The 19,563-nt window shown below is 33.4% G+C and carries 20 protein-coding genes and 6 tRNA genes; 7 read left to right on the forward strand and 19 right to left on the reverse strand.

Features of this window, described 5'->3' with window-relative positions; translation table 11 throughout:
- Positions 1 to 43: 43 nt before the first annotated feature.
- The 5 genes from CCORG_RS07960 to CCORG_RS07980 form a co-directional block, all read right to left on the reverse strand.
- A complete protein-coding gene (locus CCORG_RS07960; RefSeq protein ID WP_025801964.1) occupies positions 44 to 475 on the reverse strand; it encodes a GNAT family N-acetyltransferase in 432 nt (143 codons plus the stop codon).
- Positions 472 to 1,461: a DUF2156 domain-containing protein gene (locus tag CCORG_RS07965; protein WP_025801967.1), complete on the reverse strand. Its 990-nt coding sequence runs from the start codon at positions 1,459 to 1,461 to the stop codon at positions 472 to 474. Before CCORG_RS07965 ends, CCORG_RS07960 begins: the two co-directional genes overlap by 4 nt.
- A gap of 47 nt (positions 1,462 to 1,508) precedes the next feature.
- Entirely contained in the window at positions 1,509 to 3,242 is a 1,734-nt protein-coding gene (gene olsF, locus CCORG_RS07970) for a bifunctional ornithine lipid synthase OlsF (RefSeq protein ID WP_025801969.1), read from the reverse strand.
- Positions 3,243 to 3,348: 106 nt separating this feature from the next.
- Complete coding sequence (locus tag CCORG_RS07975) at positions 3,349 to 4,332, reverse strand: c-type cytochrome (protein ID WP_025801971.1); 984 nt, start codon at positions 4,330 to 4,332, stop codon at positions 3,349 to 3,351.
- Positions 4,333 to 4,459: 127 nt separating this feature from the next.
- A tRNA-Ala gene (locus CCORG_RS07980) sits at positions 4,460 to 4,535 on the reverse strand.
- Between the two features lie 128 nt (positions 4,536 to 4,663).
- On the opposite strand from CCORG_RS07980, the gene CCORG_RS07985 reads away from it, so the two are divergent.
- From CCORG_RS07985 to CCORG_RS08000, 5 genes are all read left to right on the forward strand, one after another.
- A tRNA-Gly gene (locus CCORG_RS07985) sits at positions 4,664 to 4,738 on the forward strand.
- Between the two features lie 19 nt (positions 4,739 to 4,757).
- Positions 4,758 to 4,846: transfer RNA gene (locus CCORG_RS07990), tRNA-Leu, on the forward strand.
- Between the two features lie 18 nt (positions 4,847 to 4,864).
- A tRNA-Cys gene (locus tag CCORG_RS07995) sits at positions 4,865 to 4,938 on the forward strand.
- Between the two features lie 22 nt (positions 4,939 to 4,960).
- On the forward strand, positions 4,961 to 5,083 hold the full coding sequence (locus CCORG_RS09060) for a hypothetical protein (protein WP_265092843.1): 123 nt from the start codon (positions 4,961 to 4,963) through the stop codon (positions 5,081 to 5,083).
- A gap of 47 nt (positions 5,084 to 5,130) precedes the next feature.
- Positions 5,131 to 5,218 (forward strand) — tRNA-Ser (locus tag CCORG_RS08000).
- Between the two features lie 419 nt (positions 5,219 to 5,637).
- Here the strand turns inward: CCORG_RS08000 and CCORG_RS08005 are convergent.
- A complete protein-coding gene (locus tag CCORG_RS08005; protein ID WP_025801972.1) occupies positions 5,638 to 7,881 on the reverse strand; it encodes a hypothetical protein in 2,244 nt (747 codons plus the stop codon).
- A gap of 196 nt (positions 7,882 to 8,077) precedes the next feature.
- Here CCORG_RS08005 and tsaD point away from each other — a divergent pair, with 196 nt between their 5' ends.
- The gene (tsaD, locus tag CCORG_RS08010; protein WP_025801974.1) at positions 8,078 to 9,085 is read left to right on the forward strand and encodes a tRNA (adenosine(37)-N6)-threonylcarbamoyltransferase complex transferase subunit TsaD; all 1,008 of its coding nucleotides are present in this window, start codon (positions 8,078 to 8,080) and stop codon (positions 9,083 to 9,085) included.
- Here the strand turns inward: tsaD and CCORG_RS08015 are convergent.
- The 10 genes from CCORG_RS08015 to CCORG_RS08060 form a co-directional block, all read right to left on the reverse strand.
- The gene (locus CCORG_RS08015; RefSeq protein ID WP_025801976.1) at positions 9,078 to 9,554 is read right to left on the reverse strand and encodes a hypothetical protein; all 477 of its coding nucleotides are present in this window, start codon (positions 9,552 to 9,554) and stop codon (positions 9,078 to 9,080) included. The two genes, tsaD and CCORG_RS08015, sit on opposite strands and share 8 nt — an antisense overlap.
- Positions 9,555 to 9,566: 12 nt before the next feature.
- A complete protein-coding gene (locus CCORG_RS08020) occupies positions 9,567 to 9,983 on the reverse strand; it encodes a c-type cytochrome (protein WP_025801978.1) in 417 nt (138 codons plus the stop codon).
- Positions 9,949 to 11,265 (reverse strand): hemolysin family protein, encoded by a 1,317-nt coding sequence (locus CCORG_RS08025; RefSeq protein WP_034971352.1) that lies wholly within the window; start codon positions 11,263 to 11,265, stop codon positions 9,949 to 9,951. Before CCORG_RS08025 ends, CCORG_RS08020 begins: the two co-directional genes overlap by 35 nt.
- A gap of 98 nt (positions 11,266 to 11,363) precedes the next feature.
- Entirely contained in the window at positions 11,364 to 12,191 is an 828-nt protein-coding gene (locus tag CCORG_RS08030) for an EamA family transporter (RefSeq protein WP_025801982.1), read from the reverse strand.
- Between the two features lie 2 nt (positions 12,192 to 12,193).
- Entirely contained in the window at positions 12,194 to 12,991 is a 798-nt protein-coding gene (locus tag CCORG_RS08035) for a M48 family metallopeptidase (protein WP_025801984.1), read from the reverse strand.
- A gap of 10 nt (positions 12,992 to 13,001) precedes the next feature.
- Positions 13,002 to 13,964 (reverse strand): putative transporter, encoded by a 963-nt coding sequence (locus tag CCORG_RS08040; RefSeq protein ID WP_025801986.1) that lies wholly within the window; start codon positions 13,962 to 13,964, stop codon positions 13,002 to 13,004.
- On the reverse strand, positions 13,961 to 15,154 hold the full coding sequence (locus CCORG_RS08045) for a hypothetical protein (protein ID WP_025801988.1): 1,194 nt from the start codon (positions 15,152 to 15,154) through the stop codon (positions 13,961 to 13,963). The genes CCORG_RS08040 and CCORG_RS08045 overlap by 4 nt, the downstream gene beginning before the upstream one ends.
- 12 nt (positions 15,155 to 15,166) lie before the next feature.
- Positions 15,167 to 15,424, reverse strand: a complete 258-nt coding sequence (locus CCORG_RS08050; RefSeq protein ID WP_025801990.1) for an HP0495 family protein — start codon at positions 15,422 to 15,424, stop codon at positions 15,167 to 15,169.
- On the reverse strand, positions 15,402 to 15,872 hold the full coding sequence (moaC, locus tag CCORG_RS08055; protein WP_025801992.1) for a cyclic pyranopterin monophosphate synthase MoaC: 471 nt from the start codon (positions 15,870 to 15,872) through the stop codon (positions 15,402 to 15,404). The genes CCORG_RS08050 and moaC overlap by 23 nt, the downstream gene beginning before the upstream one ends.
- Positions 15,873 to 16,103: 231 nt before the next feature.
- Positions 16,104 to 16,469, reverse strand: coding sequence for a YegP family protein (locus tag CCORG_RS08060; protein ID WP_025801994.1), 366 nt, complete (start codon positions 16,467 to 16,469; stop codon positions 16,104 to 16,106).
- A 118-nt stretch (positions 16,470 to 16,587) separates the two neighbouring features.
- On the opposite strand from CCORG_RS08060, the gene CCORG_RS08065 reads away from it, so the two are divergent.
- Positions 16,588 to 17,121 (forward strand): hypothetical protein, encoded by a 534-nt coding sequence (locus tag CCORG_RS08065; RefSeq protein WP_025801996.1) that lies wholly within the window; start codon positions 16,588 to 16,590, stop codon positions 17,119 to 17,121.
- On the opposite strand, the gene CCORG_RS08070 is transcribed toward CCORG_RS08065, so the two are convergent.
- From CCORG_RS08070 to tkt, 3 genes are all read right to left on the reverse strand, one after another.
- Positions 17,122 to 17,209 (reverse strand) — tRNA-Ser (locus CCORG_RS08070). It lies immediately after the preceding gene.
- Positions 17,210 to 17,239: 30 nt separating this feature from the next.
- The gene (locus tag CCORG_RS08075; RefSeq protein WP_025801998.1) at positions 17,240 to 17,566 is read right to left on the reverse strand and encodes a hypothetical protein; all 327 of its coding nucleotides are present in this window, start codon (positions 17,564 to 17,566) and stop codon (positions 17,240 to 17,242) included.
- 91 nt (positions 17,567 to 17,657) lie between these two features.
- Entirely contained in the window at positions 17,658 to 19,562 is a 1,905-nt protein-coding gene (gene tkt, locus CCORG_RS08080) for a transketolase (RefSeq protein WP_025801999.1), read from the reverse strand.
- Position 19,563: the final 1 nt, after the last annotated feature.

A 19,563-nucleotide genomic window follows, 5' to 3' on the forward strand; every position in this document is an offset into this window, starting at 1 on the left:
TTTATATCCTTTTATAAATTTTATTAATGTACTAAATTTTGCCTTAAGAATTGTTTAAATTTTTGCATTTCATATTTTGAAATTTCATCTTTAAGCCATCACAATTTTCATAGTAGTTTGGAAGTATTTTTATAACCTTAAAACCAAATTTTTTATATAAATTTATAGCTGTTTTATTATCACTTCTAACTTCAAGTCTTAAAGAGTTAAATTTAGTAGTAAGATAGTTTAAAATTTCACTTCCAACTCCTAAATTTCTACTACTTTTTGATACAGCTATAGAGTAGATACGAGGTGTTTTAAGATAAGTAAAAACCAAAGCATAGCCTAAAATTTCACCATTTTTTTCATAAACAACTAAGAAATTTCGCTTTATATGATAGTAAAAACTAGCTCTACTTAGTTTAAACTCACTAAAGCTCTCTTCTTCTATCTTTAAAAGAGCGTTTACATCTGCGTTTGTAGCTTTTCTCATTTTTGGTAAATGGTATATTTTATGTCAAGTTTATGTGGACGATAACTCATTTTTACCTTTTTTAGATTGCTAAAGCCCATATCATCGCCAACATTGATAAACTCACACTCAAATTTATCCTTTAAAACCTTAGAAAATTCTCTAAATATAAACTGAGCACACCCCAAAGTCTCAAAATCAGTCTTTTCTATCAAAACACTAGCTACACCTTTATTTATCATCTCACCAACAGTAAAACCTTTCATCTCACCTTCTATATATAAAACAATTCCGATAAGTTCTAGCTCTTTATAGTAAGTAAGCATTCTTTTTATAGCTACATTTTCTTGATAAATTCCCTCCATAAACTCATCAGTTCTTTCTTTTGGCATATATTTTATACGCTCTTTTGCCCAGATATTTGATAAATTTATGATCTCATCTTTGTGTTTTAAAGGGTCTAATCTTTCAACTCTAAAATTTGGATAAGTTTTTTTAAATTTGTTAACTTCAGTTCTTTTAGTGTGGTAGGCATTGCCTTTTAACTCTATTAAATCATCACTTTTATAAATATAATCATTTAAAGCCTTTTCAAATACAAAATCTTCAAACACATCAAAGATATTTGCACTCTCATCCAAAGAAGTAGCAAATTTCTCTAAAATACTCTCAGCAACATAATCTATCCTTGACAGATATGGACTTGAGTTATTATCATTCATAAGCTCAAAGCACTTTAATATTGCGTTTTTAAGGTCTGAAATTCTACCAAGTGGAGGTAGTAGCATGCTTAGTTCTCCACCACTCATCGCAAAAAGACAAAAGCTATTTTCAACTATAGCATAAAAACCACTCACATTTTGAAGCCATATAAAATTTGAAGCAAAGGTATAATCACTTATATCAACCTGTAAATCCTCACCAAGCCTTAGCAAATACTCTTCCATTAAAGGTTTTGAGTTTATGTCAAATTTGCTAAACTTAACATTTTTTACACTAAATTCCATCTATTAATCCTTTTAAAAATAGTGATTATACACCAAATTTAGCAAATTTATTCTGCTTTTAAACTATCGTCAATATAGCGTTTTTTCTTAATATCCTTTACCTTATCAATATCTACAACAATAAACCCATCTGTGCAGTTTTCAAACTCAACATCTACTCCAAAATCCAAAAATTTAGCCCCACCTTCATCGCAAAGTTCGCTGTATTGCTTATATAAAGTAGGCACACCAAGACCATAAATCGCAAGACTTTCTTTTAAAATTTTAAAGTCTTCTTCGTAGTTTTTTCCACTAAAAAGCTCTTCTAGTTCGCTATACTCTTGCTTTGGGATGATATATCTGTTTTTAGATAAAACAATATCGCCACTTAAACCAAAGTGTTTTTTATAAAAATAAATCATCATATCGCGCGCTGTTTTGTGGTAGTTTGCACTTATGCTAACAGGACCAAAAAGATACCTAGTTTGTGGAAAATTTCTTATATAAGCACCTATTCCATACCACAAATAATCAAGTGCTCTTGTACCCCAAAATTTAGGCTGAACAAAGCTTCTACCAAGCTCTACTGAGTCTTGAAAAAGATACGTAGCATCATCTTTAAACTCAAAAAGAGTTTGAGTGTAGAGTTTTTTGCTATCTAAATTTGGCTTAATTTCGTTTGTAATACCTAATCTATAAGCACCAACTATCTCTTTTTGCGTTGCATCAAAAAGCACAAGATGCTTATAATAAAAATCAAACTCATCTACATCATAAGCCCCTCCGGTTCCTTCTCCAACCTTTCTAAATGTAAATTCTCTAAGTCTTCCTATCTCTAAAAGAAGCGGGGTTTTAGTGGGAGTTTTACAAAGATATATCTTTTTGCCATCTTTGGTTTCGCCTAAAAGCTCGCCCTCTTCTATCTCTTTACTAACAATATCTTTATTTTGTGGCTTTAAAAGGCATTTTTGAGTTTTAAAAACTCGCTTTTTATCTTTACCAACGCTATAAAGATGCTTTTGTAAAAGCTTTAAAGTATCGCTATTTCTACGAATTTCAGGCATGATTATGTTTTTAAACGGTATCATTTCGCCAACTTTTATAGTTAGGCTTTTTCCTTTTTTATTAAATAGCTCATTTCCTAGCAAAAGTCCAGCTAAAGGTTTATGTATGGCTGAAACCGCATAAAAAAGCGTTGAGTTTTTAGCATTTACAAAAATAGGAACTATTGGGACTTCTCTTTTTTTAGCAAATTTTAAAAATCCACCTTTCCATTTAGTATCTTTTATGCCAAAAGGACCAACTCTTGAGACCTCTCCAGCTGGAAATACTATAATAGCCCCTTCATTTTTAAGCGTATCATCGATCTGTTTTATAGCATCTTTTGAGTTTTTGCCGCCGATGTTGTCTATTGGTATTAGCATATCGCTTATTGGATCAAGTGCTAATAAAATTTCATTTGCTAAAATCTTAACATCTGGGCGAATTTTTCCTATAAAGCTCATTAAAGATAGTGCATCAAGTCCGCCTAGTGGGTGATTTGCTATAAATATAACCCTGCCTGATGTAGGGATGTTTTCAACTGAAATATTATCGATATTATAACTAAAACCTAGATAATTTAAAACAGCATCTATAAACTCTACATTTTTAAGGTGAGAATTTTCTTTTAAAAAGTTATTGATCTCATCTTCATGAAAAAGTTTTCTAAGCAACCATACAAAAGAATTTGATATAAATTTTGGATATTTCTCAAAAATTCCTGGATATCTATCTTTTAATTCTTGGTTAAAATTAATCATTTTAAAACTCCTAAACCCTAATAATAGCATAGTTTAGTTTCAAATCAAAAACAAAATTTTAACTATTAAAGATAGAAAGCTAGGTAAATTTACCTAGCTTTTAGTTTTAGTATTTCATCTCTTTAAAAGGTCCATATTTATGCTGCTCATCGCTAAATTTATCATCGTGCGGTCCAACATCCATATCTATAGCTTTTACCTTTCTATTTGGAAAATCATTTTCTCTGCCATCTTTTATTGGGCGAGGTTTGGAGTTGATATAAGCTGCCACATCAAACGCCTCTTCATCTGTTAGAATTTCATTAAATTGTGGCATATTTTGTTTTATAAATTGTGCTGCTTTTATCATCCTATACATTCCAGCTCCTGTGTTGTAGCTATCATCACCCCATAATGGTGGATAGATGTAGTAATCTGCCGAAGCAAACTCTGGATTTTTCATACCCTCGCCGTTTTCGCCATGACAAACTGTGCAGTGAGTCTCATAAACCACCTTTCCTTTAGCAAGATCAGCTGGTCTATCAAGAAGTTCTACTTTTTTAAGGCTTTGACCTTTGATGTTAGCACCAACTGGAACGCCTACGCTTAAATAGTGCATATATGTTACAATTGCACGCATTTCTGGCGAGTTAAGTGGCAAAGTTTTACCATTCATGCTTCTTTGCATACAGCCATTAATTCTATCTTCTAAGCTTACGATTTTATCGCCTCTTGCGTTGTATTGTGGAAATCTTGCAGTAATACCAATAAATCCAGCTGAGTACTGTTTGGTTCCGCCTTGGGCATGACAGCTATTACAGGATAGGTGATTTCCAGCGTAGCGTTTTGACTCATCTTTTGCATTTGGACCGATATAGTTATGTGTTTGAGAGATTAATTTATAACCATACTTTACCATATCGCCATAAGGTGAATCTGGAAGTTTGCTCTCATCTAAAACGCCCGACTCATCAAATGCTGGTGGAAGTTTCCACTCTGCTACAGGTAGGCTGGTGCCTGTTTGCTTTTTTTGATTATCTAGTGCCAAATCAAGACCAAAAGCAACACTACAAGCTAACATACTAGCGATGACTATATGAATTGTTTTCATGCATCTCTCCTTAACCATAAAGTTTATAGAATTATATGTTAAAAGCATTAAAATGGTAATTAAATAAAATATATAAATAAATTTTTAAGAATCTTATAAGGATTGCATCGCTTTAAATTTAAAAAATTGGTGGAGTTAAGCGGGATCGAACCGCCGACCTCTTGAATGCCATTCAAGCGCTCTCCCAGCTGAGCTATAACCCCAAAAGAGTCGTAATTTTATCTTATTATTTCTTTATTTTGAATTAAATAAGCAAATTTTTACAAAATAAATAAAATTTTAAGGTTAAATTTGATATCATTTCATTTCGCAATTAAAAAGCATATATTTTGCGGGAATAGCTCAGGGGTAGAGCACAACCTTGCCAAGGTTGGGGTCGCGAGTTCGAATCTCGTTTCCCGCTCCATATTTGAGTTTATAATTGTGCCCGGGTGGCGGAACCGGTAGACGCAAGGGACTTAAAATCCCTCGGATCTTTTCATCCGTGCCGGTTCAAGTCCGGCTCCGGGCACCACTAGATGAGCATTTGTAAGGCGACATCGCCAAGTGGTAAGGCAGAAGCCTGCAAAGCTTTTACCCTCGGTTCGAATCCGAGTGTCGCCTCCAAAACTAAAACAAGGAGTTAGGTATGCGTTATGTTTTAGCTATTGTGGCTCTATCTATATTTTTCGTAGGCTGTTCAAACACTGCAAAAGGTGTCAAAAAAGACATTAATGAAGGTGCTCAATACGTAGAAAAAAATACAAGATAGCTCTTTATGGAGCTGTGCATAACTACGATGATAGCTCCAATAATTATCGGGAGATGGCTGAGTGGTCGAAAGCGGCGGTCTTGAAAACCGTTGAGGTGAAAGCCTCCAGGGGTTCGAATCCCTTTCTCCCGGCCATTTATACTACACAATATTTCAAAATAACAATACTATCAATCTCTAAGATTTATAATTTTTTAAATTTAATGTCTATTGAAAAATAAGAATTGAGAGTCAAGTCTAGGTTTTTTAAAATAATTAAATAGAAAATTAAAATATATAAAAGCTTTAAATAAATAATTTAATTTTAAAATCAGTTATCAAAAAATAATAGTTATTAAATTTTAAAATAGTTTTGCCAATTATAACACGCTCATACAAATCGCAATAAATATAGAGAAGTCTGATTTTATTTAATAAAACTAGATATACAAAATATTAAACTCTTATAAAGGTAGGAATTTAAGAATTTCAATAAGTATCATTTTTTAGTATGGATTTATAAAAGTCTTAAAATGTATTGTAATAAATTTTAGCCCACAAAAAGGGGCTAAATTCTATTTCTTTTTCTTATCAATCTTATTTAGATTATCTTTTGCTCGTTTTAGATAATCATCCCTAAAAAGCTCATCTCTCATACTTTTTGTAAGTGGAGATGACTTTTCAAAGTGTGCATCAACAGCCATTTTTTGGGTGCCATTTTCATCTAAAATTTGCATAAAGTCGCCATTATGTAGATTTTTAATAGCATTTATTTGCGGAGTTGAATGTTTGCTTAAAGGCTTACCATCTTCGCCCTTAGCGTCCATATAAAATGGCTCACTAGGATTTGCATCGTAAAATCCATATCTCATACCAAAGCCCATAGTTTGTGGGTTTTGATGACACTCTTCACACTCTCTAGCCTGCCTTGTAGAAGTGTGAGGATTAAGTGGCTGCATATCAATCGTTACAATCCCATCTTTATTTGTTGCGACATTATTAAGTAGTGCGATCTCGCCATCTGGTGCGATCACAGTCCCAACCGTTTGTATAACGCCAACTAGTGGTGTAACTCTACCTTCGCCATTTATACCTAAAACTGGATCTTCCCACCTAGCATGTGAGTAATTCCCAGTTGAGCCACCTGGCTGCATAACAGGATCGCCATAATAATCACTTGGAGTGCCATCTTTTGCTATTTTCTCAGCTGATTCTATCCAATCAACGAATTTATTGTCTTTTGAGTAATCCACGCTGTAATCATATCCGTAATATGACGACGCCCAAGTTGAGTGACATGCGTAGCATTCCATCGTTTCAAGGTGTTTTGAAGCCCCAACCATAGCAAGTCTTCCCTTTTGGTTTTTCCATAAATTTTTATCTTCTATATCTTTTAAAAGTGGCACTTCCAAGGTCTTTCCAGAAGCTGAGTGAAGCACGACTTTACCCCCATCTTTTACCACATTACCCAAAGGATTTCCCCTTGCACTTAGCAAATATCCATCTTTTGGCTCATAAATTTTGGTATGTGCTGAAGTTTGAGAAAGTGGCTCTTTTCCAAGCCCCCTTTGATTAAACAGCATATCTTTGATCTCATTAGTAACTTTATTTGGATCAAGAAGTTCGTCCCCATAACCCAAAGCTAACTCCCACGGATATTTTGTAGGTGTTCCATGGCAATCACTACACTCTATCTCTATTTCTCCAAGTGCGACTGTGCCGATGTTTCCATTGCCGTGCATATCAGGACTTGTGTGGCAGTCTTGACAGAGCATCCCAGCGTCATAATGCACATCTGCTTTAATGTGCTTATAAAGATAAGTCCCATTTGGTTGTTGAAGTGTTCCATCATCGTTAAATGGCACATACGCACTTCCTCTATCAACCGCAAAAAGCCCTTGATACTGCAAGCTTACACGACGCCCTGAGCTGTGACATGCATTACAAGTTGAAATTTGTATGCCTGAGTATTCCTTACCATTTACTTTTACTTTTGAGTTTTCGCCTGATTGCATCGTATGGACTAGCATATGACCTTTTTTGGTTTTATCAATAGTTGGATCGCCCCCTTCATAGTAGCCTTCCGCTCCATAAACAGCGTGACATGCAAAGCACCCAAGCCCTCTAAAATGCCCTCTTACTTGCTTTCCTTTTGACTCTAAGTGGCAAGCGTTACAATTTCTAAGGTAGCTATAAGCTGCCTCGTTTGGATTTTCTTTTATGGTGTTTAAGTTGGCTTGAGGAATTTTATCAAGCTTTGCAGGAAATTGATCTTTATGAAGTTCAACCAAAGCCATTGTATATTTTTTATACTCATCAGTGCCATAAATTGGCTCAAAGCCGTCCTCATCGATCGTTTCATGATTTGCATAGCGGTGCAAGAAATCATCATTATCAAGCCCCCAGCCATAAGTTATAACTTTGATCTTTCCAGCATCAGTGTTCATCATCGCTTTTTTCATACTTGAAATTTGCTCAAAATGGCAAAGCCCACAGGTTTTATCATTTAGCGCAAATGACCCAGGAGCTGGAGTAAAATACTCAAGCATCGCACCATCAGGAGATTTTCCATGAGCGATATTTTTATCTTTTGCTTCATTTGGATTTCCACCATGGCAGATTATACAGCCATTTGGATCGCCAAAAGCACTTCCCATCGCATAAATTTGCTGTGCCATGTCAGAATCGTGATCTTTTATCGGTTCAATTCCTTGATGACAACTAAGACAGCCGGTTTTGTTTGCTGGATAGGCGTTTGGGTCTAAATTCCCAAACGCCACGCTACAGCAAAAAACTAAAAATAGAACTATTTTTTTCATTGTTTTGCCTTTTTTGTAAAATCAAATTTAACAAATATTTTATAAAAATTTAGTTTTATTTTAGCTGAATTTAATTAATTTTTCATTTTATTAATTAAGTTTTTATAAAATTTTTACAAATATAATAATTTATAAAAATTTATGGCAATTACGCTAAAATTAAAGAAAAATTTTAAGGTTAAAAATGGAAAAAAATTTGATTTTAGGCATTGAAAGTAGCTGTGATGATAGCTCGGTTGCGTTAATGGACGCTAAAACTTATGAGTTGGTTTTATACAAAAAAATCTCACAAGAGAGTAGACACTCTGAATTTGGTGGTGTTGTTCCTGAGCTTGCTGCTAGACTTCACACAGCAGCTTTGCCAAATTTAGCTCTTGATTTAAAGCCATATTTTGAGGATATAAAAGCTATTGCTGTAACAAATGAGCCTGGACTTAGCGTAAGCTTGATAGCTGGAGTTAGCATGGCAAAGGCTCTAAGTATATCTTTAAATATCCCGCTAATTGCTATAAATCACCTCATCGGTCATATTTACTCGCTATTTTTAGATCAAAAAATCAAACTTCCACTTGGAATTTTGCTAGTAAGTGGCGGTCATACTATGGTTTTAAATATAGATAGCCACGGTAAAATCACTCTTTTAGCTAGCACAACTGATGATAGTTATGGAGAGAGCTTTGATAAAGTGGCTAAAATGATGAATCTTGGCTATCCAGGAGGGGCTGTTATAGAAAGCTTTGCTAAAGGCTGTGTAGATGATATGTATAAATTTACAGTGCCGTTAAAGGGCAATAAAAAACGCCTTGAGTATAGTTTTTCAGGGCTTAAAAATCAAGTTCGTTTAGCTATAGAAAATTTGGGTAAAAATTTAAGTGAAGATGAAATTTCAAAAGTTGCATTTTCATTTCAAAAAGCAGCAACGGAACATATCATTGACAAGCTAAAAACAGTATTTGACATATATAAATTTGAAAATTTTGGGGTAGTTGGCGGTGCAAGTGCAAACCAAACGCTCCGCGGCGAACTAGAAAAAATATCCACCAAATATAACACAAACCTACTTTTTGCACCACTTAAATTTTGCTCTGATAATGCTGCTATGATAGCAAGAGCTGGGGTAGATAAGTATGAAAAGAAAGAATTTATAGACTATAAAAACCTAAGGATAAGTCCTAGGTCAGATTTAAATGGAGTTATTATATAAAAAGTGGAGCACTTTGGCGTTTTGCTCCATCTTTACTACTATTTAAATCTTTTAAAATATCATCTTTTATGGAGTTGTAGGTATCGTTTATATCTTTTTGTAAGCTTTTAGTAGTGGCGTTTATATCAGACTCTTCTAGCTTGTTCATCATAGAATTTATTGTTTTATTCGCATCACTTTTTAGCTCTTTTAGGCTCTTTTTAGCACTAGCTGTAGCGTTATTAAAGGTATTTATTGTTATATCTATAGATTTTGAAGTCTCTTCTTTTATATTTTCTTTAAAATCTTCAATACTTTTATTTACCTCTTTTAAGCTTTCTTCCGCTAGTTTATTAGCCGCATCTACGCTCCTTTTTAAACTATCTTGGAATTCGTTTTTAGCCTCATCTATCTTTGATGATTCGCTGTTGTTATCACACCCCGTTAAAAAAAGAGCTATAAACATTAAAATTATAAAACAATTTTTCAAAAATCAACCTTTCTATAACTCATTAGCTATATATTTAGCTAATGAGTTAAGCTCTTCATATTTGAGATTTTTAATATTTGCCTTCATAGTAGCTGCAAACTCTCCACCATAAGTTCCATCTTTAAAGCCCTTAAGAGCGAAATTTATCTCATCTTCGCTTAAATCTGCTATAACTCTACTTCTACTTAAAGCACTTCTTTCACCATAGTTTCCATGACAGCTTGAGCAGTGATTATCAAAATAGTTTACTACAGATTCTCCAGCTATTTTTTGAGATAAACTGTTTTGAGCTATATCATCATTTTTGGGCAAATCTTCCTTAGATATCTTTTCATAACTAACCACTTCTTTGCTAGTGCTACTATCTTTGTTGCATCCAATAAAAATAAATATACTAGCTATCCAAACTACCGCTACTATCTTCTTCATCATTACTCTTTTCTGATTTTATTGTAATTTTTACAAGACTTATGCTATTTCCATCCATCTCTAAAATTTCATACTCACAGTTTTCATCCACAGCTTTATCGCCAACTTCAGGCAGTCTTCCTATAAGAGTAAAAACATAACCACCAATAGTTAGTTCTTCAACATCATCTTCAAATTTAACACCCGTAATATCAGAAACATCTTCTAAATAAGCTTTTCCCACAAACTCATAAACGCCATTTTGTATAGCTTTATACTCAAGTTCAGCATCATCGTGCTCATCGTTTATATCGCCAAAAATTTCTTCAATAATATCTTCCATAGTAATAAGTCCTGAAGTCCCACCAAACTCATCTATAACAAGCCCAGCTGAAATTCTCTCTTTATTCATCATCGGTAAAATCGAAGCAATAGAGGCATTTTCAGGAAAAATCAAAATTTTTCTTACTATCTTATCAAAGTCTTTCTCGCCATCTTGTTGGATAATATCTCTTATATGAACCATGCCTAAAACGCTATCTTTACTACCATCAACATATGGAAAACGAGTAAATTTAGACTCTAAAACTCGCTTATAGTTCTCTTCATAGCTTTTTTGCTTATTTAAACAAACCATATTTTTTCTAGGTGTCATAACCTCTTTTGCAACTGTATCACTAAAATCAATAGCATTTTTTATAATCTCAGTTTCTACACTATCAAGAACACCGCCTTTGAGGCTTTCACCAACGATAAATCTAATCTCTTCTTCAGAGTGAGCAACTTCGCCACCACCAGCTGGTTTGATACCAATAAGCTTTAAAATTCCTTGAGCTAAAACATCAAAAATTTTAATAAAAGGCGAAAACATAACCCAAAATGCATGAAGTGGTTGTGCTATTAAAAGAACTGATTTTTCAGGTTTAGCTATGGCTATACTTTTTGGAACAAGCTCCCCTAAAACAACATGTAAAAGCGTAACAAGGGTAAAAGAAATGATAAAAGATATGCTATGAAGTGCAACAGAACTCTCACCTAAAATCATAACAACAGGAGCTTCTATAAGACCTGCTACAGCTGGTTCTCCTATCCAACCAAGAGCAAGAGAACTAATAGTAATGCCAAGCTGAGTAGCACTTAAGTATGAGTCAAGAGAATTTGTAATATTAAGAGCTAATTTGGCGTTTTTAACACCATCATTTACCAACTCTTCGAGTTTACTTTTGCGAATTTTAACTATCGCAAATTCAGAAAGAACAAAAAAAGCGTTTAAAAACACAAAAACAAAGGCTAAAAAAAGCATCAAACCCGAACTATCCGTGTCCAATTATATATCCTTAAAAATAAAATAATCTGATTATATCAAAAATTTTAAAATTTATATAAAATTTTGATTTAAATTTAGCCAAAAACCATAAGTAGCATTATAGAGATAATTCCAAGCAGTATGCCAGCAAAATTTAGCCTGTTTAACTGCTCTTTAAAAACCAAACTTCCAACTAAAAGGCTAACACAAATCACTCCAATATTCATAGCTGTAAATACCAAAGATGGATTATCTTTTAATGTCTGATGAGCTTTGATATAAAAAACAATATTTAAGAAATTTAGCACTCCTAAAAGTAGACCCAGTAAAACAGCTTTTATCTCAAATTTTACATCTTTAAATTTAAGGTAAGAAAATAGCAATACAAAAGCTAAAATAAAAGCTATAAACAAAGTAGCAGAAAACTCGCCACCTTGCTTTGAAATAAGCTTAAATATAATATCACAACTGCCATAAATAATCCACACTAAAAATAGATATAACGAACCGCCTCTATAAGTGCTACTTTTTTTATAAACTAAACAAAATATCGCTAAAAACGCTAGTGATATAGCTATAAAAAGTCCTAAATTTAGCTTTTGTCCTAAAAATAAAAAAGATGCAACTATGGGTAAAAACAAAGAAAGCCTAGCTGCCGAGTCAGCTCTAGCAATCCCTGTAAATTTTACAGCTCTTGCCATGATAATAAAGCCACTTGGAAGCAAAATTCCAAGAATTAAGAATAGATATGGAAATTTTATCTGTGTTAAATTTGCTAAATTTGGGTGAAAAACAAACAAAGTGAGCAAACTAGCAGAGGCGTAGTTAAAAAGCACCATAACCTCTGCTTTTAAAGTCTTAGTAACCTTTAGCAAAACTGAAACTAAAACATTTGCAACAACTGCTAAAACAAGATATATCAAATTTAGTTCTTTTTAGCTGCTAGATATATCGGGTTAAGCTTTTGTGCTATTTTAGTTAAATTTGCTATCCTGCTTGAGTGAGATGGGTGAGTTGACATAAATTCTAATGGTTGTTTTGAATTTAGTGCTGACATCTTTTTCCATACATTTATAGCAGAATTTGGATTATACCCAGCTCTTGCCATAAGTTCAGTTCCAATATTATCAGCTTCTGTTTCTTGTTCTCTTGAAAAAGGTAGTAAAATAGCATATGTTGCAGCCATGTTGGCTAAATTTGCTATTTCATTGCTTCCTGTTGCTATACCAACAGCAAAAATTCCTACATTTTTAAGCTGATCGCGGCTTGCTTTTTCTCTGCTGTGCTCTCTTAAAGCATGACTCATCTCATGACCTACAATAGCAGCAAGCTCAGCATCTGTTAGTTTTAATTTATTTATGATTCCTGTATACACAGCCATCCTGCCACCAGGCATACACCATGCATTTGCTTCATCGCTTTTGATAACATTTATCTGCCAGTTCCAATTTCTAGCATCAGATCTAAAGACATCTACATGATTTATTAAATTCTTTGCGATTTTTTGGACTCTTTTAGTTTGAACTGGGTCTACATTTAGAGCTTTTTTAGCACTTGATTCTCTAAGAATTTTAGTATAAGCCATGGCTGCTCCTTTATCCATTTCAGCAGCACTTACTAACATCATTTGAGAGCGGTTAACTCCAACTGCACCTGAATTTGTTGTTGATGCACAACCTGTGATAACTAATGCTATCACAACTGCATAAATGAATTTTTTCATCTTATCTCCTTTAATATCCGATGTTTTCTTCAAATTCCTTTAATCTTTTGTGAATACTTCTTAGCTCCGTAATCGTCGTCCAGTTCTCTATAAATACGCTAAAACTCTCTCTAACCTGAGAAAAAGCATTGCTTACTTGAACCAAAATTCCAAGAGTTACAAGCCCAGTAAATAGCCCTGAACCCATTATCATATATGGCACAATGACCATAAATTGTGATAGCGAAATAAGCCAAATATTAAAATACCCGTAGTGTAAAAATAATCTATAATAGTTGGTTTTAAGACCAGTAAAGAGCGAAAAAATAGTTGGAGTTGCAGCGAAATTTACCTTATCATCTTCAGCATATACTAACTCTTTTCTAAAGGCTGCTTCTGCTTTTTGATTATTATACTCAAGACCTGGAAGCTTAATACCTACAAACCATGACACTATAATTCCACCTATACTAACAATAAGAGCTATCCAGACTAAATTTCCAGGAATCTCTCTTAGCCACTCAATTGGCATCTTATCACTTAATGCCCAAAGTATCGGTATAAAAGCTATCAAAGTCATAAAAGCCCTTACAACTCTAACTCCTAAGCTTTGGATAATCTTAGCGAAGTTATATACATCTTCTTGCATTCTTTGGCTACTTCCTTCGATATCATCTTCACACTCCTTCCACTTAGAAAGGTATGAAAATGTAATCGCTTCACGCCACCTAAATGCCCAGTGACTCGCAAAAAATGTAGTTATGGTATAGACTATAACATATGGCATCGCTATATATAAAAACCGCCAAATCTCAGCCCAAAACTGATCTAAAGTGTGATTTTGGATATTTTGCATCATGTCGTAAAAATCTTTATACCAGTCATTTATCGCTACATTTAGCTGAGTTTGAAAAACAAGCGAAAGGAGTATAAAAACTACGCCGCCATACGCCCAAAGTGCCCATTTTTTATCTTTAAAAAATGCCTTTATCATTTAACCTCATCTTTGCTATCTGGTACACTCTGGCTAGTTTCTTTACTCTTTTTTACCTTATCTTTTGATGCTTCAAATGCCCTATCAGCAAGCTCTTTTGTGCTTTCGTTTTTACTAAATTTAGACCTTATATTTTTATCAAGTTCTGCCATCTCTTTTTTAAGGCTTTCGATCTTCTCATCAAAGTCAAAATCATTTAAAAATTTAGAGCCTTTTTTCTTTAGTTCATCAAGTTTTTCAGAAGCAATTTTACTAAATTCTTTATAACTATCGCCAAATTCTACCTTTTCTAAGCTCTCTCTAAGTTTAGCTGTTGCATCGCTTGAAATTCTAACCATCTTAGCAAGATAGTTATCATAATCTCTTTTTAAAATAGTCTCTAGTTCGCTTTTTGCTGGATCTTGCGTAGTAGCTGCTAAGCTTCTTAAAATCTCTATATACTCACTATCAATACCAGCTAGTTCTTTAACAGTCTCATTTAACTCCAAGCTTATCTCATCAGGAGCGAATTTGATACTATCTTTAAATTTTTCCATAGCTTTTAAAGTGCCTGCATTAATGCCATCAACTGTTCCACAAAGCAGATCTGAAGTATAAATTTTACTCTCATTTGCCACGCTTACAGCTGTACTAAGGACGGTTTTTGCAATAGAAATAGCATTGTATTTTTTAAACTCACTCTCTCCTAAAGTCTTATAAACGATATTTTTGCTAAATTCAAAAGCGGTCTCTTCAACATCATCACCATTTTCTAAAATACTTAAAAACACGCTCTCGCTTACCTCTTTTATCACATCTGTTAGTTGGGCTGACTCAACTAAAGTTTCATTTATGATAGATAAAACAGTTTGAGCTTCGATTGTGTTTTTACCTTTTATAATGCTTTCAATGTCTTCAAAACTCTCAAAAATAGCCTCTTTTATAGCTCTACCGCTACAAGATATCTCTTTTCTTATCTTTTCGCCTTCGTAAATAAGAGCTAAAAGTCTTTCTTCTTCTTCTTTTATAAGGGCTGATTTTAGCATATATAGCAATGTTTCAAGGCTATCTTTATTAAGCAAATCTTGAGTTTTTAACTCATCATAAGCTTTTTCAAAAATTTTGCCACATAATGCCTTTTTCTCTTCTAAATTTTTTCCTTTAAATTTGCTATTTATCTCCAAATTAAGTCTGTTTTTTAAATTTTCCATTAAGTTTCCTTTTTATAACACAAATTTTGCAATACTTTTAAGAGCGTTAAAAATCTCAACTCTTTCATTTTCGTTTTTAACAAATACGCTAACTTCAAAGCTTATATACTTCCCGCCACTACTAAATTTAGAGAAATTTATCTTATGCTCTTTACTAGCTACTACTTTTTCAATTTTATCTCTAATATCACCACTTCCTATAACTCTATAACTCCAAAACAAAGGATAATCAATCTCGGGGGTATTGTTAAGCTCGCAAATAGTTGCCACTTTTACCCCCTTCTTTGCTTTCTAAAACAATATCAGTTATTATCATTGATTTATCAATAGCTTTTACCATATCATATATCGTTAAAAGCCCCACGCTAACGCCTGTTAAAGCCTCCATTTCAACGCCAGTTTGACCTTTTATTTTAACAGTCACAAAAAGCTTAAAAGCTGAAATTTCACTAAGTTCTACGATATCGGTATCAACACTGCTTATTAGAAGCGGATGGCACATTGGTATAAGCTCGCTTGTTTTTTTAGTTCCCATAATAGCCGCAACTACGGCTGTTTGAAGTACTGGACCCTTTTTTGCGGTGTTTGTTTTGATAGCACTAAAAGCATCTTTATTCATCTTGATAATGCCACTTGCTGTTGCTACTCTTAAAGTTTCACTTTTTGGAGTGACATCAACCATTTTTGGTCTATTTTTTTCATCAATATGTGTAAGCATAAATTTCCTTAAATTTTTAAGGTATTTTACTATAAAATTTAAAATAAAGTTAATTTTTGAATAATTTGTGAAATTTTGTAGTTTTATAAAAGACCCAGGTGTTAAACACCTGGTTTCTACAAAAAGGAGGTTTTTATCTTGTTGGACGGCAAAATTATATTCTGATGACTTTAACCTGCTATGAATTTATTATTAATATTTCATAACAAGATGAATCTACTCTTAATTAGCCTAATCTTGCTCTAAAATTTCAGCTTTTTGAGCATTTTTAACTATTAAATCAATAACCTTTAAGCAGTCCTCTTTGGCTTTAAAATCCTCACTAGTTGCAATGACTTGTCCATTGCTTGCTTTTAGTCTAAATCTAAATTTACCAGCTTTATCTTTATAAACCTCAAATTTAGGATTTGTGACTTCATCGCCTTTTACATCTAAATCATCAATTTTATTTAATGAAGCGTTTTTCTTTACGCTATCAATGCCATTTTTACAAGCTTGCAAACTAGTATAAACTTCTGAAGTAAGGACTATATGACCATTTATGTCTAAGTCAAATTTAGTGCCAGTTGGGGTAGTTTTGATGATAAAATTTGCCATTTAAAATCCTTTATAAAAATTTCAAATATTGTATCTAAAGTCTTTATCATTTTGGAAACAAAAATCTAAATTTTAGTAAAATTTAGGTAGAATTTCAGCATAAATAGTAAGGTTTTATATGGAAATAGTAGTTAATATTTATATTTTCATAATGGTAGTTTTTGTAATAATCTACTATATGTTTGATTTTTTATTTAAATCAAAACTCTCTTTTAGAGAGATAAAAGGTGGAAATTTTATATATAATCAACCAAAGATGCTTAGATACTCTAGCACAGTTTTATTTTTTGGAACGAGCACTTTGATAAGTGTTGCTATGGTTGTGAAAAATCACTTTGATTTTATGCTATTAATTTTTGGAATTTTAACTTTGTATGTTTCTTTTTATACCATAAATATCCAAAAAATTATCATAAATAAAGAGTATTTTACAGTAAAAAGATTATTTACAAAAGACACTAGCATAAAACTTGAAAATTTATCTTACGAGCTAAAAAGAGAGTGGGCTTATAAGGCAGGTTACGTGCTAAGGCTTTATATAAGTTATGATAATAAAACCAAGCAAATCACTGCAAATTTCACAGAACCTGATCTTTATAATATGGTTAAAATTTTAGATAAATATAAAGCGTTAAGAGAAAACAAGCTTTAATGGCGGATAGAGTGGGATTCGAACCCACGGCGAGTTGCCCCACACACGCGTTCCAGGCGTGCTCCTTCAACCACTCGGACATCTATCCTTAAAATGCAGGTAAATCACCTGCGTTAAGTTAATTAAGATAAATTTCTTCTTTTACTGTTATGTTTTGAGTTTTGTTTTTACTAAACTCAACTATACCATCTTTTCCTTTAAAATGAATATTCACACCATTTTTATCTTCCATATAAATGCCATTTGCTGATGGCTTTCTAGTTAAGTAGTAAGCGTTGTTGTCCTTATCTTTCATAAGTGCACTATCAAACATATCTGTTGTAACTAGCTCTATTCCATCACTAAAGATAACTCTTTGTGCCATGCCTGTTGGTTCTGTTTTGGCAAACTGTGCACACCCTGTGATAAATATAGCTAAAAAAGCTACTAAAATAAAATTTCTCATCTATTTCCTTTCTACTAAAAATTTAACTATTTTTAATCATATCATCAAAAGTATTAAAACAAATTTAATGATATGATAAATTTATAGCTTTTTAAAGTAGATCTTTGGCAAATTTAGCGATATTTTCACCAGTAAAGCCAAAGTGCTTGAAAAGATCACTAGCTGCGCCACTTTCTCCAAATGTCTTCATAGAGTAAATTTCATCAGCAAATTTATACCATTCCAAAGCACTAGCTGCTTCAACGGCTAAGACTTTACCAACAAAAAGTCTATTAATATAACTATCATCTTGCCCACATAAAAGCTCAAAACAAGGAGCTGAAACGACATTTGCTGTTATGTTATCTTTACTTAAAATTTTAGCTGCTTCTAAACATACCTGAACTTCACTTCCGCTAGCAACTAGCGTAATGCTAGCGTTTTGCTTTTCTTCTATTAAATAAGCACCATTTTCTACGCCGCCAAATTTAGCCTTTGGAAGTGCTTTTAACTTCTGCCTTGAAAGCACAAAAGCACTAGGAGCGTTTTTATTTAAAGCGATTTTCCAAGAAGCTACATTTTCATTTCCATCAGCTGGGCGGAAAGTATAAAAATTTGGCATAGCCCTAAGAGATGATAGATGCTCTATTGGTTGATGTGTTGGACCATCTTCACCAACGCCGATGCTATCGTGAGTAAAGATAAAATAGTGTCTTAAACTCATAAGAGCAGCAAGGCGAGCACCTGTTTTTAAATAATCACTAAAGACAAAAAATGTAGCCGAAAACGGTATAAAAAGCCCATATCTTGCATATGCGTTATTTATCGCTGCCATAGCGTGCTCTCTTATACCATAATGGATATTTCTACCACATGGAAAATCCCCTAGACCTTTTAAATCACTCTTATTTGATGGCGCTAAATCAGCACTTCCACCTAAAAATCCAGGCACAGCATTTGCAATAGCATTTATTATTTTACCATTACTATCTCTTGTGGCTAAATTTTCACCTTTTAAATCTGGAAATTCTATCTTAGAAAAATCTGGATTTTCAAGAGCTTTTAAAAGCTCTTTTTTCTCACTACTTAGATTTTTAAGAGAGTCCTTCCAAAGAGCTTCAGCTAAATCACCTTTTTCAACCGCCATTCTTGTTTCAAACAAAACATCTTCGCTTACAAAAAATTTAACCTCTGGATCAAAACCAGCTTTGATTTTTGCTCTTTTAACAATATCTTCGCCAAGTGGTGCACCGTGAGTTTTTTCACTTCCTTCAAGCTCTAAAGCTCCTTTGCCAATCTTAGTATTTGCAATGATAAGATAAGGTTTATCTTTGTTTTTAGCTTCATCTAAAGCAAAAGCTATCTGCTCATAATCATGCCCATCAATTCTTGCTACATCAAATCCCATCGCCTCAAATCTAGCCTTAACATCTTCGCTCCACGCGATGTTAGTTGATCCTTCAATAGTTATCTCATTTGAGTCATAAATGATAACTAAATTATCCAAAAGGTGCCTGCCAGCCAAAGAACACGCTTCATAGCTTATACCTTCTTGTAAATCCCCATCGCCACAAAAACAGTAAACTTTATGATCAATAACTTTTAACTCATCTGTATTTAGCATACTAGCTGCGGTTTTTGAGGCCATAGCAAAGCCAACTGCGTTTGCAATGCCTTGACCTAAAGGACCAGTAGCTATCTCAACGCCTGGGGTTGTAATTTCTGGGTGACCTGGAGTTTTTGAGTGAAGTTGGCGGAAATTTTTAAGATCATCAAGGTCTAAATCATAGCCAGTTAAATATAAATAACTATAAACTAAAGCGCTTGCATGCCCGCCTGAGAAAACCAGTCTATCGCGGTTTAGCCAGTTTGGATTTTTAGGGTTGTGGTTTATAAATTTCATTAACACACTCATCACATCACTTAGACCCATCGGTGCTCCAGGATGACCTGAATTTGCAGCTTGAACCATATCAGCACTTAAAAATTTAATGGTATTTGAGATTTTTTCTAACATT

Origin of the sequence: Campylobacter corcagiensis (genome assembly GCF_013201645.1) — a bacterium.
Taxonomy (GTDB): Bacteria; Campylobacterota; Campylobacteria; order Campylobacterales; family Campylobacteraceae; genus Campylobacter_B; species Campylobacter_B corcagiensis.

Coding starts and splice junctions, on each gene's coding strand:
- CCORG_RS07960 (WP_025801964.1), bottom strand. CDS start 475: ATGAGAAAAGCTACAAACGCAGATGTAAACGCTCTTTTAAAGATAGAA.
- CCORG_RS07965 (WP_025801967.1), bottom strand. CDS start 1,461: ATGGAATTTAGTGTAAAAAATGTTAAGTTTAGCAAATTTGACATAAAC.
- olsF (WP_025801969.1), bottom strand. CDS start 3,242: ATGATTAATTTTAACCAAGAATTAAAAGATAGATATCCAGGAATTTTT.
- CCORG_RS07975 (WP_025801971.1), bottom strand. CDS start 4,332: ATGAAAACAATTCATATAGTCATCGCTAGTATGTTAGCTTGTAGTGTT.
- CCORG_RS09060 (WP_265092843.1), top strand. CDS start 4,961: ATGCGTTATGTTTTAGCTATTGTGGCTCTATCTATATTTTTCGTAGGC.
- CCORG_RS08005 (WP_025801972.1), bottom strand. CDS start 7,881: ATGAAAAAAATAGTTCTATTTTTAGTTTTTTGCTGTAGCGTGGCGTTT.
- CCORG_RS08020 (WP_025801978.1), bottom strand. CDS start 9,983: ATGAAGAAGATAGTAGCGGTAGTTTGGATAGCTAGTATATTTATTTTT.
- CCORG_RS08025 (WP_034971352.1), bottom strand. CDS start 11,265: ATGCTTTTTTTAGCCTTTGTTTTTGTGTTTTTAAACGCTTTTTTTGTT.
- CCORG_RS08035 (WP_025801984.1), bottom strand. CDS start 12,991: ATGAAAAAATTCATTTATGCAGTTGTGATAGCATTAGTTATCACAGGT.
- CCORG_RS08040 (WP_025801986.1), bottom strand. CDS start 13,964: ATGATAAAGGCATTTTTTAAAGATAAAAAATGGGCACTTTGGGCGTAT.
- CCORG_RS08045 (WP_025801988.1), bottom strand. CDS start 15,154: ATGGAAAATTTAAAAAACAGACTTAATTTGGAGATAAATAGCAAATTT.
- moaC (WP_025801992.1), bottom strand. CDS start 15,872: ATGCTTACACATATTGATGAAAAAAATAGACCAAAAATGGTTGATGTC.
- CCORG_RS08060 (WP_025801994.1), bottom strand. CDS start 16,469: ATGGCAAATTTTATCATCAAAACTACCCCAACTGGCACTAAATTTGAC.
- CCORG_RS08065 (WP_025801996.1), top strand. CDS start 16,588: ATGGAAATAGTAGTTAATATTTATATTTTCATAATGGTAGTTTTTGTA.
- CCORG_RS08075 (WP_025801998.1), bottom strand. CDS start 17,566: ATGAGAAATTTTATTTTAGTAGCTTTTTTAGCTATATTTATCACAGGG.
- tkt (WP_025801999.1), bottom strand. CDS start 19,562: ATGTTAGAAAAAATCTCAAATACCATTAAATTTTTAAGTGCTGATATG.